At 64.4% G+C, this 18978-nt stretch carries 5 protein-coding genes; all 5 read left to right on the forward strand.

The window, feature by feature from the left end:
* Nucleotides 1-15: 15 nt before the first annotated feature.
* Genes ACZM8Y_RS00875 through ccrA form a run of 5 tightly spaced genes read left to right on the forward strand, consistent with a single transcriptional unit; the run spans nt 16 to nt 18913 of the window.
* Complete coding sequence (locus ACZM8Y_RS00875; RefSeq protein ID WP_482330492.1) at nt 16-6684, forward strand: amino acid adenylation domain-containing protein; 6669 nt, start codon at nt 16-18, stop codon at nt 6682-6684.
* 30 nt (nt 6685-6714) lie between these two features.
* Nucleotides 6715-11391 carry a type I polyketide synthase gene (locus ACZM8Y_RS00880; protein WP_482330493.1) on the forward strand — a complete coding sequence of 1559 codons (4677 nt, stop codon included), beginning with the start codon at nt 6715-6717 and terminating at the stop codon, nt 11389-11391.
* A gap of 60 nt (nt 11392-11451) precedes the next feature.
* Nucleotides 11452-16704, forward strand: a complete 5253-nt coding sequence (locus tag ACZM8Y_RS00885) for an amino acid adenylation domain-containing protein (protein ID WP_482330494.1) — start codon at nt 11452-11454, stop codon at nt 16702-16704.
* A 21-nt stretch (nt 16705-16725) separates the two neighbouring features.
* Complete coding sequence (locus tag ACZM8Y_RS00890; RefSeq protein ID WP_303237283.1) at nt 16726-17487, forward strand: thioesterase II family protein; 762 nt, start codon at nt 16726-16728, stop codon at nt 17485-17487.
* A gap of 55 nt (nt 17488-17542) precedes the next feature.
* Nucleotides 17543-18913, forward strand: a complete 1371-nt coding sequence (ccrA, locus tag ACZM8Y_RS00895; RefSeq protein ID WP_308770492.1) for a crotonyl-CoA carboxylase/reductase — start codon at nt 17543-17545, stop codon at nt 18911-18913.
* The last annotated feature ends 65 nt before the right edge of the window (nt 18914-18978 follow it).

The following is an 18978-nucleotide window of genomic DNA, read 5'->3' on the forward strand; positions in this document are numbered from 1 at the left end:
GAGGAAGCGATGGCAATGAAGGATCCTGCGGTCATTGAATACGATTCCGTCCGCGAAACCATAGGGGGGCTGATCGCGGAGCCCGGTTTTTCCGATGGCGACAACCTTGTCGGCCTCGGGCTGGACTCCCTGAAGATCATGCGTCTGGTCAGCAGGTGGCGCAAGGCCGGGGTCAAGGTCACGTTCGCAGAAATGATCGCCGAACCTACGCTGTCGAGCTGGATGGAGATCCTCCGCCGGAAGGCCGGGATCGGCGCGGAGCGGGCCGTCCCCGCCTCGCCCCTTCCGCAGCGGACGCAGGACGAGCCTTTCCCTCTGACGGACGTGCAGTATGCCTATTGGATCGGGCGGCGTGACGGACAGCCGCTCGGCGGCGTCGGCTGCCATGCCTACCTTGAGCTGGACGGCGAAGGGGTCGAGCCGGACAGGTTGGCTGGGGCGTGGCGGACGGTGCTTGCGCACCACAGCCTGCTGCGCGCCGCGTTCCTCGAAGACGGCAGGCAGCTCGTCCTGCCGGAACCCGCCTCGGAAGAGCTGATCGTCCACGATCTCCGGGAGGCCGACGCGGGAACCGTGGCCGACCGTCTGGAACGGCTCCGCGAGGAACTTTCACACCGCCGTTTCGCGGTAGAGCAGGGCAGGCTTGCCGGTCTGGAGCTGTGCCTGCTCCCGGACGGGCGCACCCGCCTGTTCTTCGACATCGATCTGCTGGTGGCCGACGTGCAGAGCTTCTGCATCGTGCTGCGCGACCTTTCGGCGGCTTACGCCCGCGGCGTCGTGCCGCCCGCGCCGGAGGCGTGGCGCTTCTCCGACTATTTGGCCCGCAAGGACGCGCGGGACGTGGCGAACAGGGAGCGCGACGCCGCCTATTGGGCCGGGCGCCTGCCCGAACTCCCCGGCGCGCCCGCGCTTCCGCTGAAGAGGAACCCCGAAGAGGTGCTTCGGGCTTCGTACCGCCGCAGGCTGTATTTTTTGTCCGCCGGGACGTGGCGCGCGCTCAAGGCCGAGGCGGCGGCCCATGAGGCGACGGCGGCGATGGCGCTGCTGACGGCCTACGCCGAAATCCTCGATCGCTGGAGTTCCGTGCCCCGCTTTTTCATCAACCTGCCGCTGTTCGATCGGGAAACGGGCGAGGAAGGGCTGGAGGACGTGGTGGCGGACTTCACCAACCTGCTGCTCGTCGATGTGGACTGCACCGAGGAGAAGCCTTTCCTCGGACGCCTGCGCGACGTCCAGTCCCGTTTTTACGAGAACGTGGCCCATTCCTCCTACTCCGGCGTGCGGATTCAGCGGGACATTGCCAGAATGCGCCCCGACGAGCGGTTCATCGCGCCCGTGGTCTTTGCGTGCAATCTGGGGAACCCCCTGCTGACGCAGGAATGCCGGGAAACGCTCGGCAGGCTCCACTACATGCTGTCCCAAACGCCGCAGGTCTGGCTTGACTTCCAGATGTACGAAACCGAAGACGGCGGACTCGCCCTTGCGTGGGATACGGCGGAGGAACTTTTTGCCGAAGGGCTGATTGATGAGATGCTGCACGCCTACGGACGGCTTTTGGAATGGCTCGCCGCTGACGCAGCCCATTGGGAATGCGTCCCCGACGTGCTGCCGGAGCGGCAGCGCGAACGGCGCGGGCGTGACAGGGCTTTGGCCCTCCCCGCGCCTGAAGAGACGATGCACGGGCCGTTTTTCGCCCGCGCTGCCGAGGCGGCGGATACGGTCGCGGTCATCGACGGGCTGAGCGGTGAGCGGATCACCTATGGGGAGCTGGCGGGGGAGGCGCTGCGGACGGCGGCCTTGCTGCGTCGGCGCGGCGTGGAACGCGGGACGCCGGTGGCGGTGACCTTGCCGCGCGGCAGGGAACAGATTGTCGCCGTGCTGGGCGTCCTCGCGGCGGGCGGATTCTATGTGCCGGTAAGCCCTTCCCAGCCGTTGGCGCGGCGTGAGCGCATCCATCGGAAAATCGGCGTCCGTTTTGTCCTGAGCCGTACGGATGTGCTGGACGCGGCCTCGCTCCCATCTGGAGCTGAACTGATTGACATCGCGGAACGCCATGCCGTGGAGCCGCTTGTGGAGCCGGCGGCTGTCGCTCCCGATGATCTCGCCTACGTCATCTTTACCTCCGGCTCCACGGGCGAGCCCAAAGGCGTGGCCATTGAGCACCGCAGCGCGCGGAACACGATTGCGGACATCAACGGGCGGTTCCATGTAGGCGAGGGTGACGCATGCCTTGCCGTGTCCTCGCTCGATTTCGACCTTTCCGTATACGATATTTTCGGGATGCTCTCGTCCGGCGCGGCCATCGTCGCCATCGGCGAGGCGATACGCCGCAGCGCAGGGGACTGGCGCCGGATCGTCCTCGAATACGGCGTCACGGTCTGGAACACAGTGCCCATCCTGCTCGACATGCTGCTGGTGGATGCCGAAGCGCACGGAAGCAGGCTCCCGCTGCGTCTGGCCATGCTTTCAGGGGACTGGATCGGGCTTGATCTACCGCAGCGGCTGAAGGACGCGGCCCCCGGAGCAAGGCTCATCGCGATGGGCGGGGCCACGGAAGCCTCGATCTGGTCGAACATCATGGAGGTTGAGGCGCCGATCCCCGCCGAGTGGAAGTCCATTCCCTACGGACGCCCCTTGTCCCGGCAGTCCTACCGGGTGGTGGACGCCAAGGGCCGCGACTGCCCGGATCTGGTGGACGGCGAGCTGTGGATCGGCGGGGCTGGCGTCGCCCGCTGCTATCTGGGCGATCCCGAACTGACGGCCCAGCGTTTCCGCAATATTGACGGGATGCGCTGGTATCGGACGGGCGACCTCGGACGTTTCTGGCCGGACGGCACCATCGAATTCCTTGGCCGCGCCGACAGTCAGGTGAAGATCCGCGGGCACCGCATTGAGCTGGGCGAAATCGAAGCAGCCCTGAAAGAGCACCCGCTGGTAAAGGACGTTGTGGCGATGCCGGTTTCCGGTGCGCGGGGCATCCGGCGGCTGGGGGCCTATCTGGTGCTGCGGGAACCCGCGGCGGACGAAGAGGACCTGTTCCGCGCGCTGGAGGCGTTCCTTCGTGATCGCGTCCCCGAATACATGGTGCCCTCCGCGTTCATGGCGCTCGACGCCTTGCCCCTGTCCGCCAACGGGAAACTGGATCGCAAGGCCCTCCCCCCGTTTGAGGAAAAGGCATGCGAGGAAGCCCGGCCCGCGACGGAGCTGGAAAACGCGCTCGCCCGCATATGGGAGCGCATTTTGCAGGTGCCGCAGGTCGGCGTGCGGGACAATTTCTTTGAGCTCGGCGGGGACTCGCTCGTGGCGACCCACCTTGTCGCGGAAGTGCGGAAGGAGCTCGGCGCGGAACTGACCCTTGATCGGCTTTTCCGGTTCCCCGACATCGCGCGTCTCGCAGAGAGCCTTGAGGCGGAGGCGCGGGAAAACGGGCCTGCCCTCCCGGATGCGGCGTCCCTGCCCGCCGTGGAGCCGCGGGAAGGGGAACGCTCCGAGCCGTTCCCGCTGACGGACGTGCAATACGCCTACTGGATCGGCCGCATCGGGGCCTACGAATTGGGAAAGGTTTCGAGCCACGTCTATTTTGAATTCGACAATGCGGGCATGGACATCGAACGGCTCAACGGTGCCTGGAACCGGCTGATCGAACGCCACGAGATGCTGCGCGCCGTGTTCCTGCCGGACGGCACGCAGGCGATCCTGCCTTCCGTGGGCGAGTACCGTTTCCCGGTTTATGATCTGAGGGATGATGCGGCCCCGGAAGGGGCCATCGGGAATGTCCGCCGGGCCATGTCCGGGCAGTTGCTCCCGGCGGATACATGGCCGTTGTTCGATATCCGCGTGGCCCGGTACCTGCGGGACGGGGAAGAGCGCCTTCGCCTGTTCCTCGACTTCGATGCCATGATCGCCGACGCATGGAGCATCTTCCTGCTTGTCGACGAATGGCTGCGGCTGTACCGCTCGCCCGGCGAGCGGCTCCCCGAACTGCGCCTGTCCTTCCGCGACTATGTGCTTGCGGAGCGGAAGATCGTCGATACCCCCCTCTGGCGCAGTGATTTTGAATATTGGAAAAAACGCTTGGACGACCTGCCTCCCGCGCCGGAACTTCCGCTGGCGAAGCAGCCTTCGGAACTTGACGCGCCCCGGACGGTACGCTTGAGCGCGGTTCTGGAGGCCCCCGTCTGGGAGGGCTTCAAGGCCCGCATCCGTCGGAACGGGCTGACGCCGTCCGGCCTGCTCGTAGCCGCCTATGCCGAAACGCTGGCTCGCTGGAGTGCCGGCCCCCGCTTTACCCTGAACCTGACGTTGTTCAACCGGCTTCCGCTGCACGATCAGGTCAACGATGTCGTCGGGGATTTCTCCTCCCTCAACCTGCTCGCCGTGGACGCCGTTTCCGGCGCATCCTTCAGGGAGCGCGCCCTCGGCGTCCAGCGGCAGCTCTGGGAAGACATGAGCCATCGGCTTGTGAGCGGCGTGCAGGTGTTGCGCGAGCTTGCGCTGCGCGGCAAACCGGCGCGCATGCCCATCGTGTTCACCGGGGCGGTCAGCCTTGGAAAGGCAGGCCGCGATGCGTCGGGGTTCTCCGGCATGGGAACGCTCGTCACGAGCATCACCCAGACCCCGCAGGTATGGCTCGACCACCAGACCTATGAGCAGGAGGGCCGCCTCATGCTCAACTGGGACGCCGTCGAGGGGCTGTTCCCGGAGGGGCTCGTGGAAGCCATGTTCGACGCCTACGTGAGGTTGCTCAATCGGCTGGCCGCGGACGACGCCGCGTGGCTGGAGGCCTCGCCGCTCACGCTTCCCGAAGCCCAGCGGCAGTCCCGGATCGGCTACAACGCCACCGAAGGCCCACTTTCCGGGGAAACGCTGGCCTCCCTTTTCCTCCGGCAGGCTCAGGCGACGCCCGACGCCCCGGCCGTCATAACCTCCGCACGGACGTTGTCGTATGAAGAGGTTCTCCGCCGTGCGGGTGCCGTCGCGCATACTCTGGCGCACCAAGGCGTCAGCCGCGGGGATCTTGTCGGGGTGGTGATGGAAAAGGGCTGGGAACAGGTCGTCGCCGTTGCGGGCATCGCGCTGGCGGGGGCCGTCTACGTCCCCGTGGACGCCCATGTCCCTTACGCCCGGCTTGAGCAGATTGCGGACGGCGCGGGCTTCCGCACCATTCTGACGCAGGCGAAGTACGCGGAGGCGCTGCGCTGGCCCGAAGGCGCGCTGGTCGTCGCCGTGGACGGCCTCCCCCCAGAAGAAGGGCTTCCGGAGGCCGTGCCTGTGGAGCCTGATGAGTTGGCCTACATCATCTACACGTCTGGCTCCACGGGACGGCCCAAGGGGGTCGCCATCGACCACCGTGGGGCCGTGAATACCCTTCTTGATGTCAACGGGCGTTTTGGGGTGGGGGCTGGGGATCGGCTGTTCGGCCTTTCCGCGCTGCATTTTGACCTGTCCGTCTACGACATCTGGGGCGCGCTGCTCTCCGGGGCCGCCGTCGTGCTGCCCGACGCCGACAGGCTGAAAGATCCCTCCCACTGGCTGGAACTGGCCTCGCGGCACGGCGTCACGATCTGGAACTCCGTGCCCATGCTGGTGCAGATGCTGGTGGAATATATGGAATTCGCGGGGAAGGCGGGCGACGTCCCCCTGCGCCTTGTCCTGATGAGCGGCGACTGGATTCCGCTGGACTTGCCCCGGCGGATCCGCGCCGTCGCTCCCGAGGCGAAGCTGTTCAGCCTCGGCGGGGCTACGGAGGCTTCCATCTGGTCCATTCTGTACCCCATTGGGGACGTGCTCCCGGAATGGAAGAGCATCCCGTACGGGCGTCCCATGCGCAATCAGCGTTTCCATGTGCTGAACGCCCGGCTGGAGGCATGCCCCGACGGTGTCCCCGGCGATCTGTACATCGGCGGCGTGGGGCTGGCGCGCGAATACTGGCGCGACGCCGCCCGAACGGCCGAGAGTTTCATTGTGCACCCGGAAACCGGCGAACGGCTGTACCGCACCGGCGACGTGGGCCGGATGCTGCGAGACGGAAATATCGAGTTTCTGGGCCGAAAGGACTTTCAGGTGAAGATCCGGGGCCACCGGATCGAGCTTGGCGAAATCGAGGCCGTGCTGTTGTCCCGTCCCGATGTCCGGGAGGCTGTCGTGGCGGTGGCGGGCGAAAACGCCGCCGCCAAGAAGCTGATCGCCTTCATCGTCCCCGAAGGGGCGGTCGAGGAGCGGGCCGTTCTCGGAACCGTCCGCGAACGCCTGCCCGACTACATGGTGCCCTCGGCCCTCGTGACGCTGGAGGCCCTGCCGTTGTCGGGCAATGGGAAGGTGGACAGGAAACGGCTCCTTCAGACGGCTGGGGAAGCGGCCTTTCAGGAGAGTGCGGCTGCTCCGGCCTCGTCCGAGGCTGAGAAGGCCGTGGGGCAGGCGTGGGAAGACGTTCTTGGGCGCGCGGTGCTGAACATCGACGACAATTTTTTCGATGTGGGCGGCACTTCAGTCCTCGCCGTGCGGCTGCACAGGGAGCTGGCAAGGCGTTTTGGGCGCGAATTCCCCCTAGTGAGCGTTTTTGAATATCCGAGCATACGGACGCTGGCCGCCTTCCTCGACGAGGGGACGCGCCGCGCTGCGCCCGCCGCCGGAACGTCCCGGCGCGTCGAGATGCGGAAGAAGCGCCGTGCGCGTCAAGGCTGAACACAAAGCTGAACCTGAATAGAGGTTGTCATGGCAGAAGATATGGAAAGTGGTCACATCGCCGTCATCGGCATGGCCGGGCGTTTTCCCGGCGCGGAAACGCTGGAGCGGTTTTGGGAGAACCTCGTTTCGGGGGCCGACGTCCGCACGACGTTTACCGACGAGGAGCTTGCCGGACATATCCCCGAACGGCTTCTGAGCAAGGAAGACTATGTGAAGAAGGGGTATGTGCTGGGCAACGCGGATCAGTTCGACGCGGCGTTTTTCGGCTACACGCCGAAGGAGGCCGAGAACATCGATCCCCAGCAGCGCCTCTTTCTGGAATGCGCGTGGGAGGCGCTTGAGGACGCGGGGTATGTCCCCGGCGATCCCCGGCTGACGATCGGGGTCTACGCCAGCATCACGCCGAGCAGCTACCTCAAGCCGGACAACATGCTGTTCCCGGAACATCCGATGCCGTTCTTCGACGAGCTGATCGGCAACGATAAGGACTATGCGGCCGCCCGCGTCGCCTACAAGCTCGATCTGAAAGGGCCCGCCTTCAGCATCCAGAGCGCGTGCTCCAGTTCGCTGGTGGGCGTGGCGACGGCGTGCCAGGCGTTGCAGGACTACCATTGCGACATGGCCCTCGCCGGGGGCGTTTCCATTTCCCTGCCGGAGAAGCTCGGCTATCTGGCCGGCCAGGACGGTGCGCTCTCGCGCGACGCCTGCTGCCACGCCTTTGACCACCGGGCGTCGGGGATGATGTACGGCAACGGCGCGGGCGTCGTCCTGCTCAAGCGCCTTGAGGATGCCGTTGCGGACGGCGATCATATTTACGGTGTGGTTCGCGGCTTTGCCGTGAACAACGATGGGGCGGACAAGGTCGGGTTCACGGCCCCGAGCGTGCGCGGGCAGGAGGCCGTTTTGGGTGAGGCGTTGGAGCTGTCCGGCGTCGGCCCAGAGACGGTGACGTTCATCGAGACGCACGGCACGGGAACACCGATGGGCGATCCGATGGAATTCCGCGCCCTCGAAAGCATTTACGGTTTGGCGGCGACGCCGTGCGCGTTGGGCTCGGTCAAGACCAACGTGGGGCATCTCAATTCCGCCGCAGGCGTCGCTGGGTTTATCCGCGCCATGCTTTCCCTCGACCGGAAAATGCTGACCCCGATTCTGCACTTTGAAAGGCCGAACCCAGAAATTCCCTTTGAAGGCAGCCGGTTCTACGTCAATACGGAACTGAGGCCGTGGGAAGCCTCGCCGCGCCGGGCGGGCGTCAGCTCGTTCGGCCTTGGGGGGACGAACTGCCACATGGTTCTCGAAGAGGCCCCGGTGCGTGGGGAGGCGGGGTCGCGCCGCCGCTGGCATCCTGTCCCCCTTTCCGCACGCACCGAGGGGGCCCTCGACGATATGGCGGAGCGGCTGGCGGCGTTTTTGGAAAAGCATCCCGAAACCGCGTTGGAGGATGTCGCCCATACCCTGCAAAAGGGACGGAAGGCGTTCGGTTCCCGGCGCGTCGTGATTGCAGGGACGACGGCGGAACTCGTTGATTCGCTGAGGAATCACCGCTGGACGGAACGCCTTGCCGATCCGGGGGAGCCGCCCGCCGCGGGCAATGTGTACTTCATGTTCCCCGGTGCGGGTTCGCAGCATGTGGGCATGGGCCGGGAGCTTTACGAAACCGAACCCGTCTACCGCGCCGCCGTTGACGAATGCGCGGGGCAGCTCCTGCCGCTGCTTTCGGAAGACATCCGCGACGTCCTGTATCCTTCCGAAGCGGGGCGGGCCGAGGCGGAACGGAAGATCGCCGGGCCGACCTACGCCTTCGCTTCGCTGTTCGCGACGGAATACGCGCTGGCCCGGCTTTGGATGCATTGGGGCGTGCGGCCCGCCGGATGCGTCGGGCACAGTTTCGGGCAGTATCTGGCCGCCGTCGTCGCGGGCGTGTTCTCCCTGAAGGACGCCCTCGCCGTTGCCGTAAGGCGCGGGCAGTTGATGGATAGGGTCGAAGAGGGGGCCATGCTCCTGCTGTATGCGCCTGAAGAGAAGGTTGTCCCGCTGTTGCGGGGAAGCCTGTCCGTCGCGGCGGTCAACGCCGAAAAGCTGTGCACGGTTTCCGGGAGGCCCGGAGACATTGCGGCGCTGGAAGGCGAACTGGCGGGCCGCCGTATCCATTACCGGAAGGTCGCTGCGACGCGGGCCGGGCACAGCGCCCTCATGGAGCCCATTCTCGACGAATTCCGGGCGGTTCTTTCCTCCATCGAGCTGCATGCGCCGCAAATCCCCTTCCTGTCCAACGTGTCCGGTTCGTGGATTACGGAAGAGGACGCGACCAGCCCCGACTATTGGACGGCCCATATCCGCAGGCCGGTGCGGTTTTGCGAGAACATCGCCGCGATTCTGAAGGACAAGAACGCCGTGTTGCTTGAGGTCGGCCCCGGCAAGGTGCTCGGCACGCTGGCGAAACGGCACGCCGATATGGACGGGCAGGGCATCGTCTTTTCCATGCGCGACGCGGATCAGGACATTAAGGACGGCAAGGCGCTGAGCGCCGCCTACGGCGCGCTGTTCCTCCACAGGGTGAATCTGGACTGGTACGCGGGCGAACGGGACGGCGGGAGGCGGATTCCCCTTCCGACCTATCCATTCCAGAGGCAGAGCCATTGGGCTAAGCGGGCCGACGTTCGCGCGCAGGCCGCACAGGGCGGCGCTCTCGCTTCCATGATGGGCAAGCTGATGGAAAAGCGGGAGGACATCGGAAGCTGGTTCGTCCTGCCCCAGTGGAGGCGCTCTTTCGATCTGCGGAGGCTTGAGGCGCAGCCCGCCGAGAAGCGGCGTTTCCTCCTGCTGGCGGATCACTGCGGCGTATCCGGGGCGTTGGCCCGGCGGCTGCGCGGGATCGGCCACGAGGCGGTGCTGGCCGGGGCCGGGGATGCCTATCGGAAGGAGGATGCCGAAACGTTTTTCATCCGCCCCGGAGAAGAGGGGGACTATAAGCGGCTCCTGCAGGACTTGAGCGCGCAGGGCTTTGAGCCGGATTTCGTCATCCACGCGTGGAGCCTCACCGGAGGCGGCGACGGTTCCGGGCTCGAAGCCTACGACAGCTTGAACGCGCACGGCTACCAGAGCGTTGTCTATCTGGTGCGCGCCTTGTCGTCCCTTGGGCTGGATGGCCGTCCGCTGGGCCTCGCCGTACTGTCCAGCGGTCTGCATGGCGTGACGGGCGACGAAACGCTCGTGCCCGAAAAAGCCCCCGTACTCGGCCCATGCCGCGTCATTCCCAACGAATATCTGAATATCCAGTCGCGCAACATCGACATCGATGCCCCGAAGCCGGGCATTCCGCCGTACCCTGAGCTGTTGGATGCCGTGATCCGGGACGTGACCGCCCTGCGCGACGTGCTGGAAGGCAGGATCGATGCGGCGGGCTTCGCGGATACGGTCGCTTACCGCGGGCGGAGCCGCTGGGAGCAGCGGTTTGCGCATGTGCCGCTGCCCGCCGCCCCGGAGGCGGAAAAGGCGGCGATCCGGCGGGGCGGGGTCTACCTGATTACCGGCGGTTTCGGAGGCGTGGCGTTCGAGCTTGCCCGCTATCTTGTGGAAGGGTGGGGCGTTCGGCTTGTACTGGTCGGAAGGACGCCGCTCCCGCCCCGCGAAGGCTGGGACGCGTGGCTGGAAAGCCATCCCGAAGACGACGCCGTGTCGGAACGCATCGCCAAGGTGCGGGCGCTGGAGGCGATGGGCGCGGAATGCCTCGTGTTCGCGGCGGATGTCGCCGATATGGATCGGATGCTCGCCGTCCGTGACGCCGTGCTTGAACGGTTCGGTGAGATCAACGGCGTGTTCCACGCGGCCTCGACGGTTTCCTCCAGCATGATCCAGGTGCAGACCGACGAACGGGCACAGGCCGTGATCCGCACCAAGGTGCACGGCACGCTGGTGCTGGAAAAGATGCTCGAAGCGACGGCCCCCGATTTCCTCATGCTGTTCTCCTCATTGTGCTCCTATACGGCCCCGCTCGGCTTTACGGACTACGCGGCGGCGTGCTGCTTCATGGATCTCCATGCGCAGGCCATGAACGGGCGGCTTCCGTACCGGATCGTGTCGGTCGGCTGGGGCTACTGGGAAGGCATCGGCATCGGGACGGTGCTTCTGCCGAAGATGATGGAAACCGTGGGCGAAGACGTGGCCGCGCACGGCATCCTCGCCGCCGAGGGCATGGAGTGCATCAGCCGCATCCTCGCGCTCCCCGACGCGCAGGTCATGGTTTCGACCTCCGATTACCCCGCCCTCGTGGAGGAGCTGCGGCGGAACGCCAAGAACGTCCTGAAGAATTACGCGGCGTTTCAGGCCAAGGCCAAGGTCGCCAAGCGGCCCCGGCTCGCCACCCCCTACCGGGCCCCGGAAACGGACGTAGAGCGGGTGATCGCCGCCGTATGGCAGGAAATCCTCGGCTTCGACTCCGTGGGCGTGGACGACGCGTTCATCGAACTCGGAGGCGACTCCCTGCACGCCATCCCGATGGTGAGCCGTCTGGAAAGCATCTTCCATACCAAGGTTCCCATCCGCACGCTGGTGACGGAGAACACGGTGGGCAAACTGGCGGCGTTCCTGATCGCCACGGAAAAGAAGCCCGGACAGACGGCCCGAATCGCCGAGCTGTTCATCAAAATCAAGATGATGTCCGCCGATGAGATCAAGGCCATGCTTTCCCGGAAGGGATAGCCGCCGGATCGTCAAGGCCGTTCGTTTAACCAACGCATCAACGAGGTAAGGAAAAAAAGCATGTTGCACGACGCCTCATTGCTCCCCGGAGGCGGCAGCCTCTCCGAAGAGCAGGAATCCCTCCTGGCACTGTTTCTGGAGAAGGATGATTTCGCCATCGACAGGAACGTGGAGAAAAAGCCTGTCATCACGCTGCGGCCAGAGGATCGATACAAACCGTTTCCACTGACGGACATCCAGCTCGCCTACATGATCGGCCGCGACAACGCCTCGCTGGGGGCGAGCAACGTATCGAGCCACGTCTATTTTGAGATGGACACGGTGGATCTCGACTTTGAGCGCTACCAGAACGCATGGCGCAAGTTCGTCGAACGCCACGACATGATGCGCAGCGTCATCTTCAAGACCGGCCAGCAGATGGTTCTGGAGCACACGCCGCCCTTCGAGGTCAGGTATTTCGACCTGCGCGGCGAAACCGAGGAGCGGAAACAGGAAATTCTCGGCGAAATCCGCGAGGAGCTGCGCCAGAAGATCAAGCCCGTGGACGTCTGGCCCATGTATGACATCTACCTGTCCCGGATCGACGAGCACACGTACCGCATGCACGTCAGTCTGGAAGGGCTGAACGCCGACGTGCTGAGTTTCCAGACCATGATGGTGCAGGTGCAGAACTTTTACAACAACCCGGATCTGGAACTGCCGCCGCTGGAGCTGACCTTCCGCGATTATGTGCTTTCGTTGACGGAACGCCGCAATATGGAGTCCTACAAGCAGGCTCAGGCCTACTGGCGGGAACGTATTCCTACGCTGGCTCCCGGTCCCCGTATGCCCGTGCTGGGCGAGAACGCCGTGGGCGCCCCCGTGAGCAAGCCCATGGACGGCCAGCTTTGCCCGGAAAAATGGAAGAGGCTCAAGGATTACGGGACAAAAATCGGCCTTTCGCCCACGAGCATCCTGCTCGCCGCCTTCTCCGAGGTGCTGCGCCGCTGGAACTCGGAAAAGGATTTTTGCCTGAACCTCACCCTGTTCAACCGGCTGCCGCTGCATCCGCAGATCGATGAAGTCATCGGCGACTTTACCGACACGCTGCTCCTTGAGGTGTGCGACGATCCCGGCGCGACCTTTGAGCAGCGGGCCATCGCCCTCCGCGACCGCCTGTGGAACGACCTCGACAACCGGCAGTTCGGCGGCGTGGACGTCCTGCGCGAACTCAACCGCTTCCGTTCCGCCAACGAACAGCAGTACCTGCCCGTGGTGTTCACCAGCACCTTCCTCATCGGCGACTACGGGGACAGCCTCGAAGGGATGCTGTTCGACGGGCATCCGGTCAAGAAGGTGTTCACCTCCAGCCAGACGCCCCAGTTGCTTCTTGACCATCAGGTCTATGAGTCCGCCGGGTGGCTGCGCATCCACTGGGACGTGCGCGCGGAATATTTCTACGATGGCTATCTGGAAAGCATGCTCGGCGCGTACGTCGATCTGCTGGAGCGTCTGGCGGACGACGAATCGCTCTGGAACCGCAAGGACGTCGTGCTTCTGCCCGCGGAGCAGATCGAAAAGCGTGAAGCCTACAACCGCACGGAGGGAGAGGTTTCTTCCGAGTACCTGCATACGCTGTTCGCCCGCAGCGCGCGCAGCGCCCCGGAGCATATGGCGGTGGCCGCTCCGGGCATGAGCCTGACCTATGCGGAGCTTGCCGGGCGTGTCGCAACGCTTGCGCAGGAGCTGGACGGGCAGGTGAAGCCCAACGAGCTGGTGGCCGTGGTCATGGAAAAGGGATGGGAGCAGGCCGTCGCCGTGCTTGGCGTCCAGTACGCGGGAGCGGCCTATCTGCCCCTTGATCCCTCCATGCCCCGCCAGCGCATGGAATTCATCCTCCGTGACGCCGGGGTGCGCTTCGTCCTGACGCAGTTCCGCCTGATGCGGGACTTTGAATGGATGGAGGGAATGTCCCTGATCGCCGTGGACGCGCTGCCCGAAGGCAATGGGGCCGGGCTGTGGGATCGCAAGCCGGTACAGGCGCAGACCGATCTGGCCTACGTCATCTACACGTCCGGCTCCACGGGCACGCCCAAGGGCGTCATGATCAGCCATCGTGCCGCCGTCAACACGATTGTCGACATCAACAGCCGTTTCCATATCGGGCCGGAAGATCGGGCCATCGCACTCGCCAATCTGGGGTTTGACCTGTCCGTGTGGGACATTTTCGGGACACTGGCCGCAGGCGGCACCATCGTGTTCCCCGACGCCGCGCAGATCAAGGAGCCGGGGCACTGGCTCGATCTCGTCCAGAGCGAACGGGTGACCGTCTGGAACACCGTTCCGGCCATGATGAAGATGCTCGTCGAGTACAAGGGCGCCCTTCAGGGAACGGAGAAGGGGACGCTGCGGCTGGCCCTGCTTTCCGGCGACTGGCTGCCGCTGGATCTGCCGGATCAGATCCGCGCGCATTACGACGCCGAGGTCGTCAGTCTGGGTGGTGCGACGGAAGCTTCCATCTGGTCAATCCTGTACCCGATCGGCTCGGTCGAGCCGAAATGGGAGAGCATCCCCTACGGCTATCCCATGCTGAACCAGCGGTTCTATGTCCTCAACGACGAGCTCAGGCCGTGCCCGGACTACGTGTCCGGCAACCTGTACATCGGTGGGGTAGGGCTGTCCGACGGGTATTGGCACGACCCCGAAAACACGGAGAAGTCCTTCATCGTCCACCCCGTCACTGGGGAACGTCTCTACCGTACCGGCGACATGGGATACTTCCATCCCGAAGGCTACATCGTGTTGCTCGGGCGTGAGGACAACCAGCTCAAGATCAACGGGTTCCGCGTGGAACTCGGTGAGATCGAGCACGCCATGCTCCAGCATCCCGACATCCGCGAAGCCGTCGTCCAGCCGCTTGGGGACAAGAAGAACCCCCGCCTTGCCGCCTATTTCACGGCCAAGGGCAACGACGGCCTGCATACCCGCAAGCCCGTCGAATGGCGGGATGCCGACGGCCTGTGGAAGCGGGTGGCTGCGGTGGACGCCGGCATTGCGGGCATCTCCGAGAACACGCGCCTTCAGGGGCTTGAAAAGAATATCGGGCTGGGTGGTGAGCTTTACGAAGCCAGCGTCCAAGCTTCGCTGTACGAGCTCGGCGTATACAGGCGGGAAGGGGAAAGCCATACCCCCGACGAAATCCTGCGCATCACCGGCATCCGCCCCCGGTACGAACGCTGGCTGAAACGGGCGCTGCTCAGCCTTGAAGAAGCCGGGTTCCTCGCCCGCGACGGGGAGGCGTTCCGCCTCGTGAAGCCGTTCGCGTTCACGGAGGCAGGCGAGGTACAGGCGCGTTTCGCCGGGCAGGGCCTCGGCTTCCTCGCCTCCGAGGCGAAAAGCATGGTCGATCTGTTGCTGGAGCGCAAGCACTCCGCCGAGGTCTACGCCTCCGGCAAGGTCAAGGGGCTTTACGGCGCGGTCTTCCACTACTCCTACCAGATCATCCGTGACGCCGTCGCCATCATGGCGCAGGATCATCCGCTGGACATTCTGGAAGTCGGCGGCGGGCACGGCGGGGCGACGACGGCGGTGATGCAGGCGTTGCCGGAGAACACCTCCAGCTTCTGCTTTACGGACATCTCGCGCTATTTCCTTCAGAACGCTGGAGAGAAGTTCAAGGACGCCCCCTTCTTCTCGTGCCGCCTCTTCGATCTGGACGAGGAGATCGTGAGCCAAGGATTCGCGCCGCACGCCTATGACGTCATCATCGCCGCCAGCGTGCTGCACGACGTGAAGCGGATCGCCCCCAGCCTCGCCCGGCTGCGTTCCCTGCTCAAGCCCGGAGGCGTGCTGTTCATCATCGAGCAGACGCTGTTCTTCAAGGCACACGACCTGACCATGGGGCTCCAACAGGGCTTCGACGTATTTGAGGATACGGATCTGCGCCCCCTGCACCCCCTGCTCAGCGGCGACCAGTGGGAGGAGCAGCTCAAGCTCGCCGGTTTCGACGGCGTCCATCAATGCCATACCGTCGACGGCGCGGAGCAGAACGTCATACTCGCCCGTGCCCCTCTGGAGGCATGGCAGTTCGAGCCGTCGCTCCTCGAAGCCTTCCTGCGGGAACGCGTGCCCGGCTACATGGTGCCGTCCGTATTCGTGGAGCTGGACGTGATGCCGCGCAACCGCTCCGGCAAGATCGACCGGCAGGCGCTGCCCCTGCCGGAAGTGGAGGCCGGATCCGGCAAGCCCGCCCGCGCCCCGGAAACGGAGACGCAGAAGCGCCTCGCGGATCTGTGGGCCTCCATCCTTCAAATCGAGGCCCCCGGCCTCGACGACAGCTTCTTTGAGCTGGGAGGCGACTCGCTGCTGGCGACCGTCCTCATCACCCGGATCCACGAAGCGTTCAAGGTGGAACTTGGCGTGCAGGAGCTCTATACGCTCAACACCCTGTTGGAGATGGCCGAATACATCGACAGGCCCCGCCACCAGAACAAGATCCTGCTGCCGCTTCAGGAATCGGGCAAGGACAGCGTGATCATCGGCATCGCCGAAGGCCGCAGCCGTGTTGAACTGTTCGCGGACTTCGCCCGGCTCTACAAGGATGAAGCCGATTTTTACGGCTGCATCCTGCGCGGCAAGGACGGCAAGGAGGAGCCCCTGCGTACCGTGGAGGACATCGCGGCGTATTTCGTCGAGGAAATCCTGCGCGTGCGTCCGAAGGCGAAGCTGACCATCGTCGGCTTCTGCGTGGGCGGCATGATCGGCTATGAAATGGCCGTCCAGCTCCAGCGGCGCGGCGTGGAGGTGAAGCACCTCGCGGCCGTCGATACCGGCGCGCCCGGCGCGGCCTTCTCGCATAAGCTCAGCCTTCTGTTCATGTATCTCGGCACCTACTTCCTGCCGATGAACATCTATTCGGGGCTGGAGGACGATCCCATCCTCCACGTCCTGAAGCAGCCCGACGTCGTGCCGGACGCCATTCCGCTGGCCGATCTGATGGCGATGAGCCTGGATGAGTGCGTGGAGACGATCTACCGCTACGTGACCGCGAAAAAGCTCCTTGAAGATGTGACGCTGGAGGACTTCGCGCACCAATACAAACTGTTCGAGGCCACCGTGGGCTCGGCGAAGACGTACAGGCCGTCCCCGTACAAGGGAACGCTCAAGTACTTCTTCGCAACCGATCTCCTGCAGGGAATCCCCGATCCCCGGCCCTTCTGGAGAACCATGCCCGCTTCGGAAGTGACGATCTTTGATGTTCCCGGAAACCATTTCGATTGCATTCTGGGGGACAACGCCCGCAACATCGCGGACGCCATCGGATCGGTGAAGTAGGCGGGAGCGGAGGAACGAAACGTGTCGGACAACGTGCGGCGGCAGTCCCGCTGGATTCGTTTTGAAAACGTCGCGGCGGATGAACAGGTGCGCCTCTTCTGCTTTCCGTACGCGGGAGGCGGGGCTTCCTCATTCCTTCCGTGGAAGCCCCTGCTCCCCGATTACATAAGCCTGTTCCCCGTGCAGCTCCCCGGCCATGAGGAACGCTACGGGGAACAGGCCGTGACGGACATAGATGAGCTGTGCAAACGGCTCGCCGAGGCTCTGTGCCCCTATTTCACGCCGAAGACGGCGTTCTTCGGGCACAGCATGGGAGGGCTTTTGGCCTTCCGGCTGGCGCTGCATCTCGTGCGGGAAGGGATGGCGGCTCCGGTGCATCTGTTCATCTCGGCGGCTCCGACGCCCATCCCGCCGGAGGAGCTGCCCCCGGAGGCCGTCGGTGACGAGGCCTTCCTCAACAGGGTGCTCCAGTCGAACGCCGTTCCCGAATCGATCCTCCTCGACGCGGACAGCCTGGAGGTGGTGAAGCGGACGCTCCTTCAGGATCACGCTTTGCTGCTCACCATGATCGACGGTACGCGGGAGGCGCTGGACATTCCCATTTCCGTGTTCGCGGGGGAGAAGGACATCCTCGTCCCCCTCGATCGCGTCCGGCTCTGGAGGCTGTTCACGACGGGCGTGTGCAGCATGGCGACCTATCCCGGCGGGCATTTTTATCTGCGGAAGTGGCGCGGAGAGGTGATCGGGCAAATTGCCCAGTCCCTTCTGATGTACGCCCTTTGATAGGGGCGTCCCCCCTTTGTTTTGAGGCGATATGACCCTTCAACAGGATTTGACGATGAAACCAGAATTGAAGCACATCCTCGACCTTGCGGAGTCGGAGCGCAGCGTTCCAGACGACTTCGCCAATGCCCCCCTGCCCGATGCGATGCGGGCGCTGACCGTCCATCGCGATGAAACGGGCTTGTTTCAGGGCCTGAGCTTTACGGAGAAGGATCCGCGCCGCTCGCTGCATTTTGAAGAGGTGCCTCTCCCGGAAGTCGGCCCCCACGAGGTGCTTGTGGCCGTCATGGCCTCCGCCCTGAATTTCAACAACGTATGGTCGTCCCTGTTCGAGCCTTCCCCCGGCTTCAACTATATTGGGGAATACGCCAAATATTCCCCGGACAACGCCAAGCACAATTTGGATCACCATGTCCTCGGCACGGATGGGGCGGGGGTGATCGTGCGGACGGGGTCGGCCGTCACGCGCTGGAAACCCGGAGACAGGGTCATGATCTTCGGCCCCACATGCGACGTGGCTTCGCCGGAAGTCTTCGACGACGAGATCCGGGACCCCCATCTGATGGCCTACGGCTTCGAGACGAATTTCGGATCGTTCGCGGACTTCACGCTGGTGCGCGAGCATCAGCTTCTCCCCAAGCCGGAACACCTGACATGGGTTGAGGCCGCGTCCATGACCCTTGTGGCGACCACGACCTACCGCATGCTCGTTTCCAAGAACGGAGCCCAGATGATGCAGGGGGACAACGTGCTGATCTGGGGCGCGTCCGGCGGGCTCGGAACGTTCGCCATCCAGTTCGTGCTGAACGGCGGCGGCATCCCCATCGGCATCGTCTCCAATGAGGAGAAGGCCGAAATGGTACGGAAAATGGGGTGCGAACGCGTGATCGTGCTTCCGCGGACGCCCGGCGAGGAACGCTTCCTCGACGAGCGCGGGCGGACTAAGAATCGGCAGATACTGCGGCTGAAGGCGCAGATACGGAAGCTCACGGGCGGCGAAGACCCCGACATCGTCTTCGAGCATACGGGGCGTTCGACGTTCGCGGCGAGCGTGGCCATCGCCCGCGCCGGGGGCAAGGTCGTCACCTGCGGCTCCACGTCCGGCTATGACCATGTGTTCGACAATCGCTACCTGTGGCAGACCGTCAAGCACATCATCGGATCGCACGCCGCGAACTACTACGAGGCCGTGCAGACGGCGCGGCTCATCTGCAAGGGCTTCCTGTATCCCACGCTTTCGCGGGTGTTCCCGCTGCGGGACGGGGCTGAGGCCTTCCACATGCTCCATCAGGGCACGCATGTGGGGAAGCTCGGCTTCCTGAACATCGCACCGGAGGAGAACATGGGGATCCGCGACTACGCGCTGCGGGAACGCCTTGGCGAATCACGGATCAATATGTTCCGGCAGGAACGGAAAACCGCCTGATATGAAATTCTTTTTGGCCTATATTTGATATTGAAATTTAAATTCAACAAGAGTACATTTTGTCG

This window comes from Bilophila sp. (assembly GCF_057864385.1).